Source organism: Bradyrhizobium sp. WBOS07, from assembly GCF_024585165.1.
GTDB classification, from domain to species: Bacteria; Pseudomonadota; Alphaproteobacteria; order Rhizobiales; family Xanthobacteraceae; genus Bradyrhizobium; species Bradyrhizobium japonicum_B.
The window spans coordinates 2,036,286-2,053,192 of the sequence record NZ_CP029008.1; the positions used below are offsets into that span (position 1 = coordinate 2,036,286).

Annotated in this window: 19 protein-coding genes; 10 read left to right on the forward strand and 9 right to left on the reverse strand. The window is 65.1% G+C overall.

The annotated features are described in order from the left end of the window. Nucleotides 1–155: 155 nt before the first annotated feature. On the reverse strand, nucleotides 156–1,319 hold the full coding sequence (locus tag DCM79_RS09640; protein ID WP_028136564.1) for an OpgC domain-containing protein: 1,164 nt from the start codon (nucleotides 1,317–1,319) through the stop codon (nucleotides 156–158). Nucleotides 1,320–1,576: 257 nt separating this feature from the next. Between DCM79_RS09640 and DCM79_RS09645 the strand changes: the two genes are divergently transcribed. Next, on the forward strand, nucleotides 1,577–1,882 hold the full coding sequence (locus DCM79_RS09645) for an ETC complex I subunit (RefSeq protein ID WP_028136563.1): 306 nt from the start codon (nucleotides 1,577–1,579) through the stop codon (nucleotides 1,880–1,882). 226 nt (nucleotides 1,883–2,108) lie between these two features. Then, the gene (locus tag DCM79_RS09650) at nucleotides 2,109–2,597 is read left to right on the forward strand and encodes an Lrp/AsnC family transcriptional regulator (protein ID WP_028136562.1); all 489 of its coding nucleotides are present in this window, start codon (nucleotides 2,109–2,111) and stop codon (nucleotides 2,595–2,597) included. Here DCM79_RS09650 and DCM79_RS09655 read toward each other — a convergent pair. After that, a complete protein-coding gene (locus DCM79_RS09655; protein WP_257179628.1) occupies nucleotides 2,594–3,622 on the reverse strand; it encodes an AraC family transcriptional regulator in 1,029 nt (342 codons plus the stop codon). The two genes, DCM79_RS09650 and DCM79_RS09655, sit on opposite strands and share 4 nt — an antisense overlap. A 101-nt stretch (nucleotides 3,623–3,723) precedes the next feature. Here DCM79_RS09655 and DCM79_RS09660 point away from each other — a divergent pair, with 101 nt between their 5' ends. From DCM79_RS09660 to DCM79_RS09675, 4 genes are read left to right on the forward strand one after another with little or no spacing between them, the layout of a single operon-like run. After that, entirely contained in the window at nucleotides 3,724–4,896 is a 1,173-nt protein-coding gene (locus DCM79_RS09660; protein ID WP_257179629.1) for an isovaleryl-CoA dehydrogenase, read from the forward strand. A 24-nt stretch (nucleotides 4,897–4,920) separates the two neighbouring features. Further along, nucleotides 4,921–6,525: a carboxyl transferase domain-containing protein gene (locus DCM79_RS09665; protein WP_257179630.1), complete on the forward strand. Its 1,605-nt coding sequence runs from the start codon at nucleotides 4,921–4,923 to the stop codon at nucleotides 6,523–6,525. A 4-nt stretch (nucleotides 6,526–6,529) separates the two neighbouring features. Beyond that, a complete protein-coding gene (locus DCM79_RS09670; RefSeq protein WP_257179631.1) occupies nucleotides 6,530–8,527 on the forward strand; it encodes an acetyl/propionyl/methylcrotonyl-CoA carboxylase subunit alpha in 1,998 nt (665 codons plus the stop codon). Between the two features lies 1 nt (nucleotide 8,528). After that, nucleotides 8,529–9,440, forward strand: a complete 912-nt coding sequence (locus DCM79_RS09675) for a hydroxymethylglutaryl-CoA lyase (protein ID WP_257179632.1) — start codon at nucleotides 8,529–8,531, stop codon at nucleotides 9,438–9,440. A 161-nt stretch (nucleotides 9,441–9,601) separates the two neighbouring features. Here the strand turns inward: DCM79_RS09675 and DCM79_RS09680 are convergent, their stop codons facing one another. The 4 genes from DCM79_RS09680 to DCM79_RS09695 form a co-directional block, all read right to left on the reverse strand. Beyond that, complete coding sequence (locus tag DCM79_RS09680) at nucleotides 9,602–10,960, reverse strand: TRAP transporter large permease (RefSeq protein WP_257179633.1); 1,359 nt, start codon at nucleotides 10,958–10,960, stop codon at nucleotides 9,602–9,604. Then, on the reverse strand, nucleotides 10,957–11,511 hold the full coding sequence (locus DCM79_RS09685; protein ID WP_257179635.1) for a TRAP transporter small permease: 555 nt from the start codon (nucleotides 11,509–11,511) through the stop codon (nucleotides 10,957–10,959). Before DCM79_RS09685 ends, DCM79_RS09680 begins: the two co-directional genes overlap by 4 nt. Then, entirely contained in the window at nucleotides 11,508–12,530 is a 1,023-nt protein-coding gene (gene dctP, locus DCM79_RS09690) for a TRAP transporter substrate-binding protein DctP (protein WP_257179636.1), read from the reverse strand. The genes DCM79_RS09685 and dctP overlap by 4 nt, the downstream gene beginning before the upstream one ends. 109 nt (nucleotides 12,531–12,639) lie before the next feature. Beyond that, nucleotides 12,640–12,861, reverse strand: coding sequence for a hypothetical protein (locus tag DCM79_RS09695; protein ID WP_257179637.1), 222 nt, complete (start codon nucleotides 12,859–12,861; stop codon nucleotides 12,640–12,642). On the opposite strand from DCM79_RS09695, the gene DCM79_RS09700 reads away from it, so the two are divergent. Beyond that, nucleotides 12,860–13,105 (forward strand): pentapeptide MXKDX repeat protein, encoded by a 246-nt coding sequence (locus DCM79_RS09700; RefSeq protein WP_028136553.1) that lies wholly within the window; start codon nucleotides 12,860–12,862, stop codon nucleotides 13,103–13,105. The genes DCM79_RS09695 and DCM79_RS09700 overlap by 2 nt on opposite strands. 165 nt (nucleotides 13,106–13,270) lie before the next feature. On the opposite strand, the gene DCM79_RS09705 is transcribed toward DCM79_RS09700, so the two are convergent. After that, complete coding sequence (locus DCM79_RS09705; RefSeq protein WP_257179638.1) at nucleotides 13,271–13,618, reverse strand: DUF6481 family protein; 348 nt, start codon at nucleotides 13,616–13,618, stop codon at nucleotides 13,271–13,273. A 262-nt stretch (nucleotides 13,619–13,880) separates the two neighbouring features. Here DCM79_RS09705 and DCM79_RS09710 point away from each other — a divergent pair, with 262 nt between their 5' ends. The 3 genes from DCM79_RS09710 (at nucleotide 13,881) to DCM79_RS09720 (ending at nucleotide 15,400) form a co-directional block, all read left to right on the forward strand. Beyond that, on the forward strand, nucleotides 13,881–14,108 hold the full coding sequence (locus DCM79_RS09710) for a hypothetical protein (RefSeq protein WP_257179639.1): 228 nt from the start codon (nucleotides 13,881–13,883) through the stop codon (nucleotides 14,106–14,108). Nucleotides 14,109–14,195: 87 nt separating this feature from the next. After that, nucleotides 14,196–14,426, forward strand: coding sequence for a DUF2273 domain-containing protein (locus DCM79_RS09715; RefSeq protein WP_257179640.1), 231 nt, complete (start codon nucleotides 14,196–14,198; stop codon nucleotides 14,424–14,426). 200 nt (nucleotides 14,427–14,626) lie between these two features. Then, nucleotides 14,627–15,400 (forward strand): hypothetical protein, encoded by a 774-nt coding sequence (locus tag DCM79_RS09720; RefSeq protein WP_257179641.1) that lies wholly within the window; start codon nucleotides 14,627–14,629, stop codon nucleotides 15,398–15,400. Between the two features lie 266 nt (nucleotides 15,401–15,666). Here DCM79_RS09720 and DCM79_RS09725 read toward each other — a convergent pair whose 3' ends face one another. Both DCM79_RS09725 and DCM79_RS09730 read right to left on the reverse strand, forming a co-directional pair. Next, a complete protein-coding gene (locus DCM79_RS09725) occupies nucleotides 15,667–15,843 on the reverse strand; it encodes a hypothetical protein (RefSeq protein ID WP_257180943.1) in 177 nt (58 codons plus the stop codon). Nucleotides 15,844–16,604: 761 nt separating this feature from the next. After that, the gene (locus DCM79_RS09730) at nucleotides 16,605–16,832 is read right to left on the reverse strand and encodes a DUF2171 domain-containing protein (RefSeq protein ID WP_028136547.1); all 228 of its coding nucleotides are present in this window, start codon (nucleotides 16,830–16,832) and stop codon (nucleotides 16,605–16,607) included. Nucleotides 16,833–16,907: the final 75 nt, after the last annotated feature.

Below are 16,907 nucleotides of genomic sequence, written 5' to 3' on the forward strand. Positions count from 1 at the left end.
GACATCGGAGCGGCGGCGCGTGTCGTGACGACATTATGCCGGCCGGCGCAGCCCCCGGTTGACCCAGGTCAATCGATCGGCTCAAGCCGCCAGGGCGACCGCGCGCTCCGCGAACGGTGCGCCCCGAACAGCAAGGCGTTCCCGGCTCAGGCCGCCTACGCCGCGCTTGCCGCCGGCTTGGGCGGCGGCTTCAGCGGCTTGTCCTGCTTCTTCGACCACGAGATATAGTAGGCCACCGTCGTCATGATCGCGATGCCGGCGACGCTGACGAAGATCTGCGCAAGCAGCGAGCCCGAGCTCATCGACAGCTCGAAATGGCCGACGAACGACAGGAACACGCCGACGCAGAACACGGCGAGCGATTGCTGGCCGCAGACGATCAGGGGATCGAACACCTTCCATTCGAGTCCCGGCCATTCCTTCGGCACGAAGCGGATCACCAGGATCACGATCACGACGAAGTGGATGAAGCGGTAGGGCGCGAGGTTGGTTTTGTCGTTCGGGTTGAAGGCCGAGAACAGCCATTCCGGAAACATGCCGCCGAATGTGGGGAAGCGGCCGGCCATGGTCATGACCAGGGCGAACACGAGATAGCCGAGACAGAGATAGAGCGTTATCGGCGCGTTGATCAGCGCCATCGAGCGCCGCGCCCCACCCAGCGCGCACCAGGCGCCGAACACGAACAGCACCTGCCAGGCGTACGGGTTGAAGTACCACTGGCCGGCCGGATAGGCATTCAGATTCCAGCCGAAGTGGCGCGCCGTCAGCCACAGCACGATCGCCAGCACCATCGTCAAATCGGGCTTGCGCAGCATGAACCACAGCACCGGCGGAAACAGGCCCATCAGCACGATGTAGAGCGGCAGCACGTCCAGATTGAGCGGCTTGAAGCGCAGGAACAGGCCCTGGCGCAGCGTCTCGGTGGCGTTGTCGACGAGACCGGCGACGTTGAACTCGTTGATCATCTCGCTATCGCCGAAGCGCAGCGCCAGATAGCTGATCGAGGCGATATAGATCACGAACAGGATGATGTGGGCGACGTAGAGCTGCCAGACCCGCTTGGTCAGCCGGGTGGCCCCGACGATGAAGCCGCGCTCCAGCATCATCCGCGCATAGACGAAGGAGGCCGTGTAGCCGGAGATGAAGACGAACAGATCGGCGGCGTCGGAAAAGCCGTAATTGCGCGTCGTGATCCAGTTCACGACGTTGTCGGGGATGTGGTCGAGGAAGATCGCCCAGTTCGCGACGCCGCGAAACAGGTCGAGCCGGAGGTCACGGCCCTTGTCGGGGAGGGTGGCGTTGACGTTCAGGAAGGCCATGCGAGGGCAGCTCTCGAAGGGGGCGGGCAGGCTGAGATCGGGGAGACAGTGCCGCCGGGCGGGATCCCGGCGCGGCAGGCGGGTACGCAATTGTCACGGTGCAGCATAATGACTATACCGTCGCAGGGGCCACGGGGGCCGGAATCACCAAGCAGTTCCCAACCGGTTTTCTCTATACTATCCCTGAGGTTTGCACCAACTGCCACCCTGACGCATCGAAATCGAACGAAAGACGAAAAACGAGGCCCGGACCACCCATGACCGCACGCATTTTCAAGCCCGCCAAGAACGCGATGCAATCCGGCCGGTCCAAGACCAAGGAATGGCAGCTCGACTATGAGCCGGAGCAGCCGCGCGCGGTCGAGCCGCTGATGGGCTGGACCTCGTCGGGCGACATGAAGCAGCAGATCACGCTGCGCTTCCACAGCAAGGAGGAGGCGGTCGCCTATTGCGAGCGCAAGGGCATTGCCTATCAGGTCATCGAGCCGAAGGAATCGGTGCGGCGCCCGGTTGCCTATGCCGACAATTTCTCCTTCCGCCGCGGCGAGCCCTGGACGCACTGACCACTTGCCTCCGAGCACGCTGAATTCGTCATGCCCGGGCTTGTCCCGGGCATCCACGTCTTTGGGGTCGAAGAAAAGAACGTGGATGGCCGGCACAAGCCCGGCCATGACGCTGAGACGTATTCTGCTCGTATACGGGGGTGGCCATGCGCAGCTCCAGCCCCTTGGCACCCCTTCCGCCGCGTGCTTCGCTGCCCGCATGACAAGCTCATGGCGAGGTTAGGGGATGGCCGGGCGGGACCAGCTCGACAGCGTCGATCTGAAGATACTCTCCGAGCTGCAGCAGGACGGGCGGGTGCGCAACAACGAGCTGGCGCTGCGCGTCGGGGTGTCCGCGCCGAACTGCCTGCGGCGGCTGAAGTCGCTGTTCAGCCGCGGCGTGATCCGGGCGGTGCGGGCCGTGCTCGACGAGCGGCGGCTCGGCTATGAGGTGGTCTCGTTCGTCTCGATCCAGCTCGGCAGCCAGGCGCAGCCGGTGCTGGAGGCGTTCGAGAGCTCGATCGCCGCGATCCCGCGCATCCAGCAGTGCTGGCGGATTTCCGGCGACACCGACTATCTCCTGAAATGCGTGGCGCCGAGCGTCGAGAGCATGCGCCAGCAGCTGCTGCATTTCGCGGCCATGCCCGACGTGAAGAACGTCCGCAGCTTCCCGGTGCTCGGCGTTGCCAAGGACGTGCCGCTGCCGCTGCAGGACGTCGCGGCAGCGTCCTCTTAGCGATACCGTCCTCGAAACTCGCGGGGGCTCGCACCGGTCCAGGTGCGGAAAGCGCGGGAGAAGCTCTTCTCGTTGCGGAATCCGGCGATCTCCGCGATCCGCTTGATCGGCGTGCGGCCCCGCATCAGTTCCTGTTTTGCCAGCTCGAATTTTGCCTCTTCCTTGAGGTCGCGCAGCGAGGTGGCCTCCTCGCGCAGGCGGCGATGCATGGTGCGGGTGGAGAGCGCAAGCTCACTCGCGACATCCTCGGCACCGAGGCTGCGCCCGCGCGCATTGCGCAGCACGCGGCGGACGCGCTCGACCAGCAGCCGGTCGCGCCGATAGGGCAGCACGGTCAGCCTGAGCGCGCCCTTGAGCATATTGTCGAGATCGACGGCGCTGCGCGTCAGCGGCAGCGACAGATAATGCTTGTCGAAGACGATTGCCGCGCGATCGGCATCGAAGCGGATGTTCCGGCAAAAGATGGTCGGATAGACCGAGACATGGCCGGGCTCGGCGTGCGGGAATTCGGCCGCGCGTAGCGCAATCCTGGAATCGACGGCCCAGCAGGAGAAGCCGAGCACGTAGCGGAGCAGCGTGACCAGGCAGAATTCGCGCAAATCGCCGAGATCGCGCAGCTCCCGGATCGAGACCTCCGCGGTCTCCTCGCCGACCTCGAGATCCAGCAGCACGTCCTCGGTGAGAAGGCGGTGATGCCGGCACCAGCGCTTGAGCGCGACCTCCAGCGTCGGCGCCGTGATCGAGGCGCGGCACAGCATGCCGTAGGTGCCGAAGGGCAGGCGCCGCGAGAACCAGCCGAGCGCCTCGTCGTCGAGCTCGCGCATGGCATGGCCCGCCAGGGCCTCGAACTGGATGGCCGTGATCCGCCCGTCCGGAGAATTGACAAGGTCTGGCGCTATCTGAGCCCGCTGCAACGCTTCGGCCGGGTCCAGTCGGTAGCGCGCATAGGCGGCAACCACGCCGCGGACGAAGGCGGCCGGAGTGACGGCGCGGCGTGGGACCGCAGTTGCGGCTTGAAAGGGCATGAGGAAAATCCTCGCCAAGTTTGGCGGAAAATGCAACCTTTTCGACCGCAAGAGGGCTCTGACCCCGCTAGGTTCGGTGCCCAAAACACGGAGGAATCGCCTTGAACATTCCGAGCATCGATTTCGACCTGGGCGAAGACATCACGATGCTGCGCGACACGTTGCGCGCCTTCGTGGAGGCGGAGATCACCCCCCGCGCCGCCGAGATCGAGAAGGCCAACCTGTTCCCGGCGGACCTGTGGAAGCGCTTTGGCGACCTCGGCCTGCTCGGCATGACCGCGCCGGAGCAATATGGCGGCTCCAATATGGGCTATCTCGCCCACGTCGTCGCCATGGAAGAGATTTCGCGCGGCTCGGCTGCGGTCGGGCTGTCTTATGGCGCCCATTCCAATCTCTGCGTCAACCAGATCCGCCGCAATGGCAACGACGCGCAGCGCCAGCGCTATCTGCCGAAGCTGATCTCCGGCGAATATGTCGGCGCGCTCGCGATGTCCGAGCCGGGCGCCGGCTCCGACGTGGTCTCGATGAAGCTGCGCGCCGACAAGCGTGGCGACCGCTACGTGCTCAACGGCTCCAAGATGTGGATCACCAATGGCGGCGATGCCGACGTGCTGGTGGTCTACGCCAAGACCGATCCGGAGGCCGGCCCGCGCGGCATGACCGCGTTCCTGATCGAGAAGGGCTTCAAGGGCTTCAGCCACGGCCAGCATCTCGACAAGCTCGGCATGCGCGGCTCCAACACCTATCCGTTGTTCTTCGACGAGTGCGAGGTGCCGGAGGAGAACGTGATGGGCAAGGTCGGCGAGGGCGTCAAGGTGCTGATGTCCGGCCTCGACTATGAGCGCGCGGTGCTGTCCGGCGGCCCGCTCGGCATCATGGCCGCCTGCATGGACGCGGTGGTGCCCTACATGCACGAGCGCAAGCAGTTCGGCCAGCCGATCGGCGACTTCCAGCTGATGCAGGGCAAGCTCGCCGACATGTATTCGACCTGGCAGGCCACGCGCGCCTATGTCTATGCCGTGGGCAAGGCTTGCGACCGCGCCGACCACGCGCGCACCTTGCGCAAGGACGCGGCGGCGGCGATTCTCTATTCCGCCGAGAAGGCGACGTGGATGGCCGGCGAGGCGATCCAGGCACTCGGCGGCGTCGGCTACACCAGCGAATTCCCCGTGGGGCGCCTCTGGCGTGACGCGAAACTCTACGAGATCGGTGCGGGGACGTCCGAAGTCCGCCGCATGCTGATCGGCCGTGAGCTGATGGCCGAGACGGCTTAAGTCTTTCACCCCATTGGAATCAAAATGCCGCTTCATTCCAGCATCGATCCGTCTTCGTCAGATTTCGCGCGCAATGCCGAGGCGATGCGCACCCTCGTTGCCGACTTGCGCGAAAAGCTCAGCCAGGTCGCCGGCGGCGGCGGCGAGGTCTCGCGCAACCGCCACACCGCGCGCGGCAAGATGCTGGCGCGCCAGCGCGTCGACCTGCTGGTCGATCCCGGCACCTCGTTCCTGGAGCTGTCGCCGCTCGCGGCCTACGGCCTCTACGGCGGCGATGTGCATTCGGCGAGCGTCGTGACCGGAGTAGGGCGCGTTGCCGGGCGCGAATGCGTGATCGTCGCCAACGACGCCACCATCAAGGGCGGCACATATTATCCCATGACGGTGAAGAAGCATCTGCGCGCCCAGGACATCGCGCGGCAGAACAATCTTCCCTGCGTCTACATGGTCGATTCCGGCGGCGCCTTCCTGCCGCTGCAGGACGAGATCTTTCCTGACGAGCGGCATTTCGGCCGCATCTTCTTCAACCAGGCACAGATGTCGTCGCAGGGCATTCCGCAGATCGCGATCGTGATGGGCTCCTGCACCGCCGGCGGCGCCTATGTGCCGGCGATGTCGGACGAGAGCATCATCGTGCGCAACCAGGGCACCATCTTCCTCGGCGGCCCGCCGCTGGTGAAGGCCGCGACCGGCGAGGTGGTCAGTGCCGAGGAGCTCGGCGGCGCCGACGTGCACTCGCGCCAGTCCGGCGTGACCGATCATTACGCCCAGAACGATGCGCATGCGATCGGCATCGCCCGGCGCATCGTGGGCACGCTGAAGCCGCCGGCGCGGCCGAACCTCAACATGCATCCGCCCCGCGAGCCGCTTTTCGCGGCGGAGGAGATCTACGGCGTGGTGCCGGTCGACGGCAGAAAACCGTTCGACGTGCGCGACATCATCGCGCGTGTCGTCGACGGCTCCGAGTTCGACGAATTCAAGAAACTCTACGGCACGACGTTGGTGTGCGGCTTCGCCCATATCTGGGGCTATCCGGTCGGCATCATCGCCAATAACGGCATCCTGTTCAGCGAAAGCTCGCTGAAGGGGGCGCACTTCATCGAGCTGTGCTGCCAGCGCGGCATTCCACTGGTGTTTTTGCAGAACATCACCGGGTTCATGGTCGGCAAGAAATACGAGGCCGGCGGCATCGCCCGCGACGGCGCCAAGCTGGTGACGGCGGTGGCGACCGCCTCGGTGCCGAAGTTCACCGTCGTGATCGGCGGCTCCTACGGCGCCGGCAATTACGGCATGTGCGGCCGCGCCTACTCGCCGCGCTTCCTCTGGATGTGGCCGAACGCGCGCATCTCGGTGATGGGCGGCGAGCAGGCCTCGATGGTGCTGAGCCAGGTCCGCCGCGACAACATCGAAGCCAAGGGCGACAGCTGGTCGAAGGAAGAGGAAGACAAGTTCCGGGAGCCCATTCGCGCGCAATATGAGAGCCAGGGGCATCCCTATTACGCAACGGCCCGTCTGTGGGACGATGGCGTGATCGACCCGGCCGACACCCGCCTCGTGCTCGGTCTTGGCCTCTCGGCGGCGTCGAATGCGCCGATCGAACCGACGAAGTTCGGCCTGTTCAGGATGTGATGCGATGGACCGCTCAAAGCTCTACCGGCGTTTTCGCACGCTCCTGATCGCCAACCGCGGCGAGATTGCCTGCCGCGTCATCCGCACCGCGCGCGCCATGGGCCTGCGCACCGTCGCGGTCTATTCCGAGGCCGACCGCGACGCGATGCATGTCGCGCTCGCTGACGAAGCCGTGCTGCTCGGGCCCGCGCGCGCCCGCGACAGCTATCTCAATGTCGAGCGCCTGATCGAGGCCGCGCGCAAGACCGGCGCTGAGGCCGTGCACCCCGGCTACGGCTTCCTGTCGGAGAATGCCGAGTTCGCGCAGGCCTGCCTCGACGCTGGGCTGGTCTTCGTCGGCCCGACCGCCGAGATGATGAATGCGATGGGCTCGAAATCAGGCTCGAAGGCGCTGATGGAAAACGCCGGCGTGCCGCTGGTGCCCGGCTATCACGGCGAGGCCCAGGACGATGCGACGCTGGCGAAAGCGGCCGAGAAGGTCGGCTTTCCCATCCTGGTGAAGGCCTCGGCCGGCGGCGGCGGCCGCGGCATGCGTATCGTGCGCTCGGCGGACGAGCTTGGACCTGCGATCGTCAGCGCCAAGCGCGAGGCCAAGGCCGCGTTCGGCGACGACCGCATGCTGATCGAAAAATATGTCGACAATCCCCGGCATATCGAAGTGCAGGTGATCGGCGACAGCCACGGCAATCTGCTCTCGCTGTTCGAGCGCGAATGCACACTGCAGCGCCGGCACCAGAAGGTGATCGAGGAGGCGCCGTCGCCGACGCTCAACGCCGCGCAGCGCGAGACGGTGTGCGCCGCCGCGCGAAAGGCAGCCGGCGCTGTAAACTATGTCGGCGCCGGCACCATCGAGTTCGTTTCCGACGGCAAGGACGTGTTCTTCATCGAGATGAACACGCGCCTCCAGGTCGAGCATCCCGTGACCGAGCTGATCACCGGAATCGACCTTGTCGAGTGGCAGCTGCGCGTCGCCTTCGGCGAGGCGCTGCCGCTGAAGCAGGACGAGATCCGCCTCAACGGCCATGCCGTCGAGGCGCGCGTCTATGCTGAGAACCCGACCAAGAATTTCATGCCCTCGGTCGGCAGGATCTCGACGTGGCGGCTGCCGGAGGAAACCGGCGGCTTGCGGATCGATGCCGGCTATCGCGAAGGCGATATGGTCTCGCCGTATTATGACGCCATGCTGGCCAAAATGATCGCATGGGCGCCGACGCGGGATGTCGCGGTCGAGCGGCTGAACCGCGGCCTGGAAGAGTCCGACGTTCGCGGCATCGTCACGAACATTCCGTTCCTGTCGGCGTTGATGACGCATCCGAAGGTGCGGACCAATGCGATCGACACCGGTTTCATCGAGCGCGAGCTGGCTGTGCTGACACAGGCAGCGCCGGCGCCGGGCGAGCTCGAGCTGTGCGCGGCGGTCGCTGCAATCGTCCATGACGAGCGACGGATGGCGGAGGCGAATTCGCCCTGGCAAACCTTCGGCTGGCAGCCGGTCGGCCGCAGGCAGCGCAGCTTTGCCTTCCGCGTCGGGCACGGGCCGGAGCAGAAGATCATCCTGAACTACGGCAGCGGGCCATCGACGCTGGTACTCGGCGATCGCGAGCTGGCGTTCGCGATTGCGCCACGGGGCGGCGGCTTCGATCTGACGCTGGACGGCGTGAAATCGCAGGTCGCGGCCGTGATCGACGGCCACGAGCTGTATTTGCGCACGCGCAACGGCCGCTTCGATCTGCACTGGGTCGATCCGTTCGGCGGCGAGAGCGAGGAGCAGACCGGCGAGGACAAGATCGCCGCCCCGTTGCCGGGGACGGTCGTTGCCGTGCTGGCCGAGGAGGGCGCCAAGCTCGACAAGGGCGCACCGATCCTCACGCTGGAAGTGATGAAGATGGAGCAGACGCTTCGCGCGCCCTATGCCGGCGTGCTGAAGTCGATCAAGTGCAAGGTCGGCGACATCGTGCAGGAGGGCGTCGAGCTCGCCGTGGTCGAGCCTGCGGGAGAGTGACATGAGCGATTCCGTCCGCATCATCGAAATGGGGCCGCGCGACGGGCTTCAGAACGAGAAGATTCCGGTCAGTGTCGAGGCCCGCATCGCCTTCATCGAGGCGCTGGTCGCGGCCGGCCTCGATACGGTCGAGGTGGGCGCCTTCGTCTCGCCCAAGGCGATCCCGCAGATGGCCAGCTCCGACGCCGTGCTGCGCGGCGTTGCCCATGTGACCGGCGCTGAATTCCACGTGCTGGTCCCGAACGAGAAGGGCTACGACGCCGCCCGCGCCGCCGGCGCCGGGGTCGTCTCGGTGTTTGCCGCAGCCTCGGAGGGCTTCTCGCGCGCCAACATCAATTGCACGGTCGCGGAGTCCATAGAGCGCTTCAAGCCGGTGCTGGCGCGTGCCAGGGACGACGGCGTGAAAGTGCGCGGCTATATCTCCTGCGTGCTGGGCTGCCCGTTCGACGGTGAGATCAAGCCGAAGGCGGTTGCCGATCTCGCGAGCACGCTATGGGAGCTCGGCTGCTACGAGATCTCGCTCGGGGACACCATCGGCGTCGGCACGCCGACCAGGGCCAAGGAGATGCTGCGCGCGGTTGCCGCCAACATTCCCGCAGCCAGGCTCGCGATGCATTTCCACGACACCTATGGCCAGGCACTCGCCAATCTCTATGCCGGCTTGGAGGAGGGCGTCCGCGTCATCGACAGCGCTGCGGGCGGCCTCGGCGGCTGTCCCTATGCGCCGGGCGCGACCGGAAACGTCGCGACCGAGGACGTCGTCTACATGCTCGAAGGCATGGGGATCAGGACCGGCATCGACATGGACAGGCTGCTCGCGGCCACCAACGAGATGAGCCGCGTGCTAGGCAAGCCGCCGGTGAGCCGCGTGGCCTCCGCCCTGAACGCGAAGAAGAAGCGGATGAACGCTTGAGAATCGTAGGGTGGGTTAGCCGAGCAGATGCGCGAGGCGCATCTGCTCGGCGTAACCCACCACTGTTCGTCTCCGCGAAAGGAAAAGAGGTGGGTTACGCCGCGCGGATTGCGCTTCGCGCATCCGCACAGCTAACCCACCCTACGGCAGTTGCGATTGCGTCACCTGCTTCCGTCCGGTCCCATCACCAGATCCGGCAGGCCGGTCGAGATCTCCGGCACGAGGCACAGCAGCAGCACTGCGAGCATCATCAAGAGCACGAACGGCAGGGTGCCCCAGATCACCTCGCGCAGCGGAATGTCCGGCGCGACGTTGCGGATGACGAAGATGTTGAGGCCGACCGGCGGATGGATCAGCCCCATCTCCATCACGATGGTCATGACCACGCCGAACCAGATGATGTCGAAGTTGGCGGCGCGGAGCGGCGGCAGGATGATCGGCGCGGTCATCAGGATGATGGAGACCGGCGGCAGGAAGAAGCCGAGCACAACGACCATGACCAGGATCGCGAACAGCAGCTCCCAGCGCGGCAGGTGCATCGCGACGATGGATTCGGCGACCGACTGCGAGATGTGCAGATAGCTCATCACGTAGGAATAGAGCAGCGACATGCCGATGATCATCATCAGCATGGTCGATTCCCGGATCGTCGATCTCATGATCGGAGCGAGATCGCTCGGCCGCCACACGCTGTAGATCGCCGCGATCAGCGCCAGCGCAAGCAGGCCGCCGAGGCCTGCGGTTTCCGACGGGGTGGCGTAGCCGCCATAGAGCGCGATCATGACGCCGGTGAGCAGCAGCACGAAGGGAATCACGCGCGGCAGCACGCTGAAACGTTCGGCCAGCGTGTATTCGTCGCGGGCGAGGATCGGAGCTTCCGGGCCGCCGTTCTTGTAGATCGCTTCGGCTGCCGCATATTCCCGACGGAAACGGAACACGGCATAGAGGCCGAACAGCAAGACCAGCAGCAACCCCGGCCCGATGCCGGCGAGAAACAGCCGTCCGAGCGACTTTTCGGCTGCGACCGCGAACAGGATCATGGTGATCGACGGCGGCAGCAGGATGCCCAGCGTGCCGCCTGCAGCGATGATCCCGGCCGCGAAGCCGCCGGAATAGCCGCGCTTGCGCATCTCCGGAATGCCGGCCGAGCCGATCGCCGAGCAGGTCGCGGGCGAGGAGCCCGCCATCGCCGCGAACAACGCGCAGGCGAACACGTTGGCGACGCCGAGACCGCCGGGCACGCGGTGCAGCCAGGCGTGCAGGGCCGAATAGAGATCCTGGCCGGCGCGCGACTTGCCGATCGCGGCGCCCTTCAGGATGAAGAGCGGGATCGACAAAAGCGTGATCGAGGCCATTTCCTCGTAGACGTTCTGCGTCACCGTATCGAGAGAGGCCGAGGGCATGTAAATGCCCATGAACACGACCGCGACCGCGCCGAGCGCGAACGCGATCGGCATTCCCGAGAACATCACCAGCAGCGTCGCAACGCCGTAAGCCACGCCGATACCGAACACGCTCATGAACGCTTGGCTCCGGTGAAGGGCAGCGCAAGCTGCACGAGGATCTGGATGCAGAGCAGGCTCATTCCGAGCGCCATCAGCGTGTAGGGAATGGCGAGCGGCGGCGACCACATCGAGTTCGAGACCTGGCCGTCGACATAGGCCTCATGGGCCAGCGTCCAGGACTTCCAGGTGAAGAAGGCGCAGAACAGGAACGTGGCAGCGTCGACCAGCCAGAGCCGGATCCTGTTCGCCAGCGGCGACAACAGGCCGACGAAGGCCTCGATGCCGATGTGGCCGCGATGCTGCTGTACATAGGCGGCGGTCATGAAGGTCGCGCCGACCAAGAGGAACACCGCGGCTTCGTCCTGCCAATAATTGGCGGCCTTGTACAGCGCGCGGCTGAGCACGCTGTAGCTCAGGATCGCGCAAGCGGCGACCAGCGCGATCGCCGCGAACACCACGATGACGGTATTGAGGATGGCAAGACCGCGATCGACCGCTGCCGCAAGGCCCGTCCTTGCGACAGCGTTGGCCGTGTCGTCACGATCCGGAAGCGGACCGTGGCTCATGCAGCGACGTCGTTGGCAAGCTTGAGCAGGTTTGCACAGGTCGCGGTCTTGGCGCTGTAGTCCTTCCACGCGGTGTCGCGCGCGATGTCGCGCCACTTGCCGACGGTCGCGGCATCGAGCGCCGAGACCTTGGCGCCGGCCTTTTCGTAGACCTTGGCGACCTCGATGTCGTCATCCTGCGCACCCTTGCGGCCGAAGGCTTCGAGTTCGGTGCCCACCGCGAGGAGGATGTCCTGATGGTTCTTGGGCAACTTGTCGAAGATCGCCTTCGACATCATCAAAGGCTCGAGCATGAACCAATAGGAGGCGCCAGCGCCCGATGTCAGGGATTTCGCCACTTCTTCGAGGCGGAAGGAGATCAGGCTGGTCGAGGAGGTGATGCCGGCATCGCAGGCGCCCGTCTGCATCGCCGCGTAGATTTCGTTCGACGGCACCGACAGCACCGAGGCGCCGGCGGTCTGGAGCACCATGTCCATCTCGCGCGAGCCGCCGCGCACCTTCAGGCCCTTGGCGTCTTCCGGCGCGACGATCGGCTTGGAACGGCTGGCGACGCCACCAGCCTGCCAGACCCAGGTGAGCAGGATGATGCCCTTGTCGGCGAGGAAGTCCGTCAGCGCCTTGCCGACCGGCTCCTTCTTCCAGCGCAGGCCCTGGTCGTAGGTGGTCACGAGGCCCGGCATCAGGCCGATATTGGTTTCAGGGACTTCACCGCCGGCATAGGGCATCGGGTACAGGCTGATGTCGAGCGCGCCCTTGCGCATCGCCGAGAACTGCGCGTTGGTCTTGATCAGCGAGGAGTTCGGATAGATCTCGGCCGCGATGTCGCCATTGCTGCGCTTGGCCACTTCGGCGGCGAACATGCGGCAGAGCCGGTCGCGGAAGTCGCCCTTGTCGATGGTGCCGCCCGGGAATTGGTGCGAGATCTTCAGCGTGGTCGCGGCCTGGGCGGTGCCGGTGCCGAAGCGGAGGATGGCGGGTGCGGCGACGGCGGTCGCAATCAGATGGCGGCGCGTGAGCATGGTGTGATCCCCTGGAACGCTTCTTTGAATGATTCTTGTCTGAAGGTTTCTGGCTGGCGTGATTGGCGGGTCATGTGTGACCGGTGCGTAGGCCCATCCTAGCCGGTCTTCACCCCGATATCCCCTCAACTGATAGTTCGAGATGGAACGCCGCCGCAAGTGCCGGCTGTGCTGCGCTGCACACATCCGGTTGCTCTGAAACGATGGATCGCAGATGCGCTCGCTGAAATTTATCGGCCGCCGCGTAACAACGCAGGCCTTCCATCCGTCGAGCTTGAATAGCGGCGTATGTGTCGCTGACAAACATGACCTCGAAGGGAAGATGATCCATGACCATTCGCACCCGCATCGCGCTCGGCGTCTCGGCTGCCGCTCTCTCGCTCGGCCTTGCGCTGTCGCCGGCCGCTTTTGCCCAGGACAAGATGGGCAAGGATGACGGCATGATGAAGAAGGACACGATGTCCAAGGACGGCATGATGAAAAAGGACACCATGTCCAAGGACGACGGCATGAAGAAGGATCACATGTCGAAGGACGGCATGAAGAAAGACGACGGGATGATGAAGAAGAACTGATCTTCGCCCGTTCGCAATCGAGGCGTTTGGCACAAGCAAACGCGCGCTCGAACGTTTGGGGCGGTCGGCTGGACCGCCCCAAATCATGTTTTGCTTCAATTTGAATTGAACGCGACCTGCAAAGGTCGCGCGTCAAATGACTCGCGCTTGGTTGCTTGCGCTAAATTACTTGCGCTTGGCCTTGCGGGCGGCGTAACGCGCGTCGCGCTTGGCCTTCTGCTCGGCTTCGAGAGCCGCGGCCTTTTCTTCAGCTTCCTGGGCCTCGCGCGCGAGCCGCGCAGCTTCGGCGGCCTTGGCCTCTTCCTCCAGACGCTTCTTCTCGGCCTTTTCGGCCTCGCGCGCAGCCTTCGCCTCGGCGCGCTTGGCCGCGAGTGCTTCACGCTCGGCACGCTTCGCCGCCACCGCGGGATCATCAGGCCCCGGTTGGGATTTGAATTTGTTCAAAAGATTTTTGCGGGCTTCCTGCGCCGCCTTTTGCCGGTCTGTGAAGCCGGGTTCCCTGAATCCACTCATCGACGAGCCTTGTCTTCCTCGCTTTCGATCCTACATCACTGCCTGTTGGTACGTCGGCTGGGCATAGCAGGCGCCGCGCGACACAGAAGCGTGTACATCGCTGCGCGTCGCGAAGCCACCCATAATCGCAGCCGATCAGGTCGACGAAAATCGCCATCCCCCGACGATCCCTCGTAGCCCCGAAAAACTGCCGAATTGTGATGTTCCTCATAAGGGATCACGAGGGCGACGCCTAGCGTCCGCCGCGATACGGAGCACGGGTATGCCGATCTCGAGATTAACCCCGAAGACGCTCTCAATTGCGTTCGTCGTGGCAGCCTTGGCCGCTGCCGCGCTGCTGCTCGCGCGGCCGCAGCCCATCGAGAGCGCCGTTCTGGGCACCGACTGGGAATGCACGCAGACCGCCTTCGTGCTCACGACTTGTGCACCGCGGGTGATCCCGGCGGTCGAAACCTTGCGCAAGGAGGCGGCCAGCGCGACCCGGGGCTGAGCCTCTGGAGCCGCGCGAGCGGCCCACCACGATGTGACGGGACGTCGCAGAGGTGATAAGCCGGCCTGCCTACGCGACCAGGTAGCCATGTCCACCTCCAAGTCCACCTCGAAGCCCGATCCGGGCGAGAAGCCGAAATCCAGACCGAAGCCGCCATCGGGCGACAACCGCCGCGGCGCGATCGCCGGCCTGGTCATTGCGATCGCGATCCTCGCGATCGGCTGGTGGCTCGCCCGGGACCTCACCGCGGCCAGCAAGATGCAGGACTGCCTGATGTCCGGGCGGAGCAATTGCAACGTGATCGAGCCGGCCCGCTAGAAGCTTGCCAGCGGGGCTGTTCGCAAGCCCGTCGGGGCCGAAAAATTGCCGCCATCTTAATGATTTGTAACGGGACTTCGCCGACCAAAGCAGGTCAGCTATATCAGCCGGCCTCAAGCCCGGCGCGCTCCGAATCGTCGATCGCGCCAGGCACCACGGCAATTGCGAGAGCAATCGAAAGAGCAGGGGGTCAAGCACGCATGAGTGCGTCCAGCCGCATGAAGATCATTATTCCCTTGGTTTCGGCCATGTCGTTGCTCGCGCTGCCGGCGCAGGCCCAGGACGTCAGGCCATCGAGGGACGCCGGCCAGCCTCCGGCCGGCCCCGCCGCCGGGGCGCCGCCTCCGAACAAGTCGGACGCGCGCAAGGGCCCGCCGCAGCAGGCGGCGCGGCCCGCGCCGCAGTCCGGCGGTCAGCCCCATGCGATCCCGGGACCGCGCGCGGCCGGCGGCCCGCCGCCGGGACGCCATGTCGACCGCGGGCCGGCTCCGGCGCGTGACTGGGGCGGACATGCGTATCGCGGCCACCGCGCCTGGGAGGGGGGACGCTGGCGCCACGAGGTTCACAACGGCCGCTCCGGCTGGTGGTGGGACGTTGGCGGCGTCCGGTATTATTATCCGCAGCGCATGGCCGGTCCGCCCGCCTACATTTCCGAGGAGTACTACGATGACGTGCCGGTAGCCTATGCTCCGCCGCCGCCTCCGGTCGCCTATGCCCCGCCACCGCCGCCTCCGCCGCCGGCTGATCCCGGCGCCAGCGCGCTTGGCGGCGCCATCGTCGGCGGCTTGCTGGGCGGGCTGATCTCGGGCAACGCAACGGGCGCTGCTGCCGGCGCGGTCCTCGGCGGCGCAACCGGCGCCATTACCGGCGCGGCCGCTGCTTCCCAGCCCGGCTATTACTGGGCACAGGGCAATTGCTACTACCGCTATCCGAGCGGTCAATATGTTCAGGCCGATCCCCGCGCCTGCTATTGAGCTGTCCTAACCGGATCGAGGCAAAGAGGCGGGCCCACGGCCCGCCTTTTTCGTGCGCGCTCCGGCAATTGCATCCAATAGGCGCTGGCGCTCGTTGCCGCCTCACGCAAGTCTCGAAGAAAATTGTCGGGATGATTCGCGGGGACGGGGACATGCTGGATGCAATCCAGATCAGCTTGGCGCTTTGGGCCATGATCGTTTGCGGCGGGATCAAGCTTGGGCAGGCGCTGGACTGCCTGTTCTAGCAAGGGGCCGCTCGCGTTGCGTCAAGCGACGAGCCAGTTGAAGAACGCCATCGCGCCCCAGACCAAGCCGGCGATCCAGGCCAGCATCACGATGCCGATGGTCCCAAGATAGGCGATGCCAAGCAGGTCGCCCGTTTGTCGCCGCGTCCGGACGTTGGCTGGGGCTGCTGGGTCTTGTGTCATGACGGAAAACACCATCGATGCCTTCGCGCTCCTGGAAGCGTCGAGACATAACTAGCCGAGACGCCGGGCCAAGACTGTGATGCCGTTCACAAATCGTCTGAATGAATCCCGGCCTCATGGCTGCGCAATCAGCGCTTGCAATGGCGCCGCGCGGACCGGCGTCACCCCGCAATCATACGGACGAAATTGCCATGCGCTGGTCCAGATGGCGAGCTAGGGTCCGCCGCATGTGTACCAAGTACGATCCACAGCGTGAGGCCGAGGCCGCAATGAAGCGGGCCGCGGCATCGGAAGGCGCCGACCGGCAACGCCTGATCCAACTCGCTTTGGCCTGGCATGAACTCGCGCGCGAGCGGCGCGACGAGCGGGCGGACTGAAGACATTTCCGTCGAAATTGGCAGGGCTGGACGAGGCCGGTCGGCGCTCGATCTGCATGAGAAAGCCCCGTGCTCGGGGGGACAAGCACGGGGCCCTTCAAAGCCGATCGGGGCTGGCAGATCGGCACCACTTGATTTCCTGCTGTCAACGCCCCGGCCGCGGTCTCGTTCCGCGCGCCACTTCAGATTTATTTGCTGTGCGCGGAGAGCGGCGCCGATTGCTGCTGTCGAATGCGGATCGACGCATGCCGGTGACGTTCAATGCGTGAACGAGCTGATCGGGTGAAACGCGGCATTAAGAAATGCGCCGCGCTGATTTCTCCGGTTGCGATTCGTGCTGCGGGAACGAAGCGGAGTCGGACCGTGAACAAACAAAAAGCCCCCGAAGGGGCTTGAGGTTCAGGCGGCTTCCGATTTCGGGACCGCGTCGGCATTCACTGAAAGCTTGACGACATCGCCCTCGACGGCACCGACATATTTGGTGTCGATGTAATGGTGATGGTCCTTGTGACCTTCCGGGCTGTCCTTTCGCGTCAGCTTGATCCGGTTGCCTTCGACGCGGTCGACGGTGCCGACATGGGCGCCGTCCTTGCCGATGATCTTCATGTGCTCTCTGATGTCAGCCATGTGGTCCTCCTTGCTGAGGTCTCAACGGCGAACATCGACGTTCGTTGCACCGGCGCGCGTTGGACCCAATGCGGT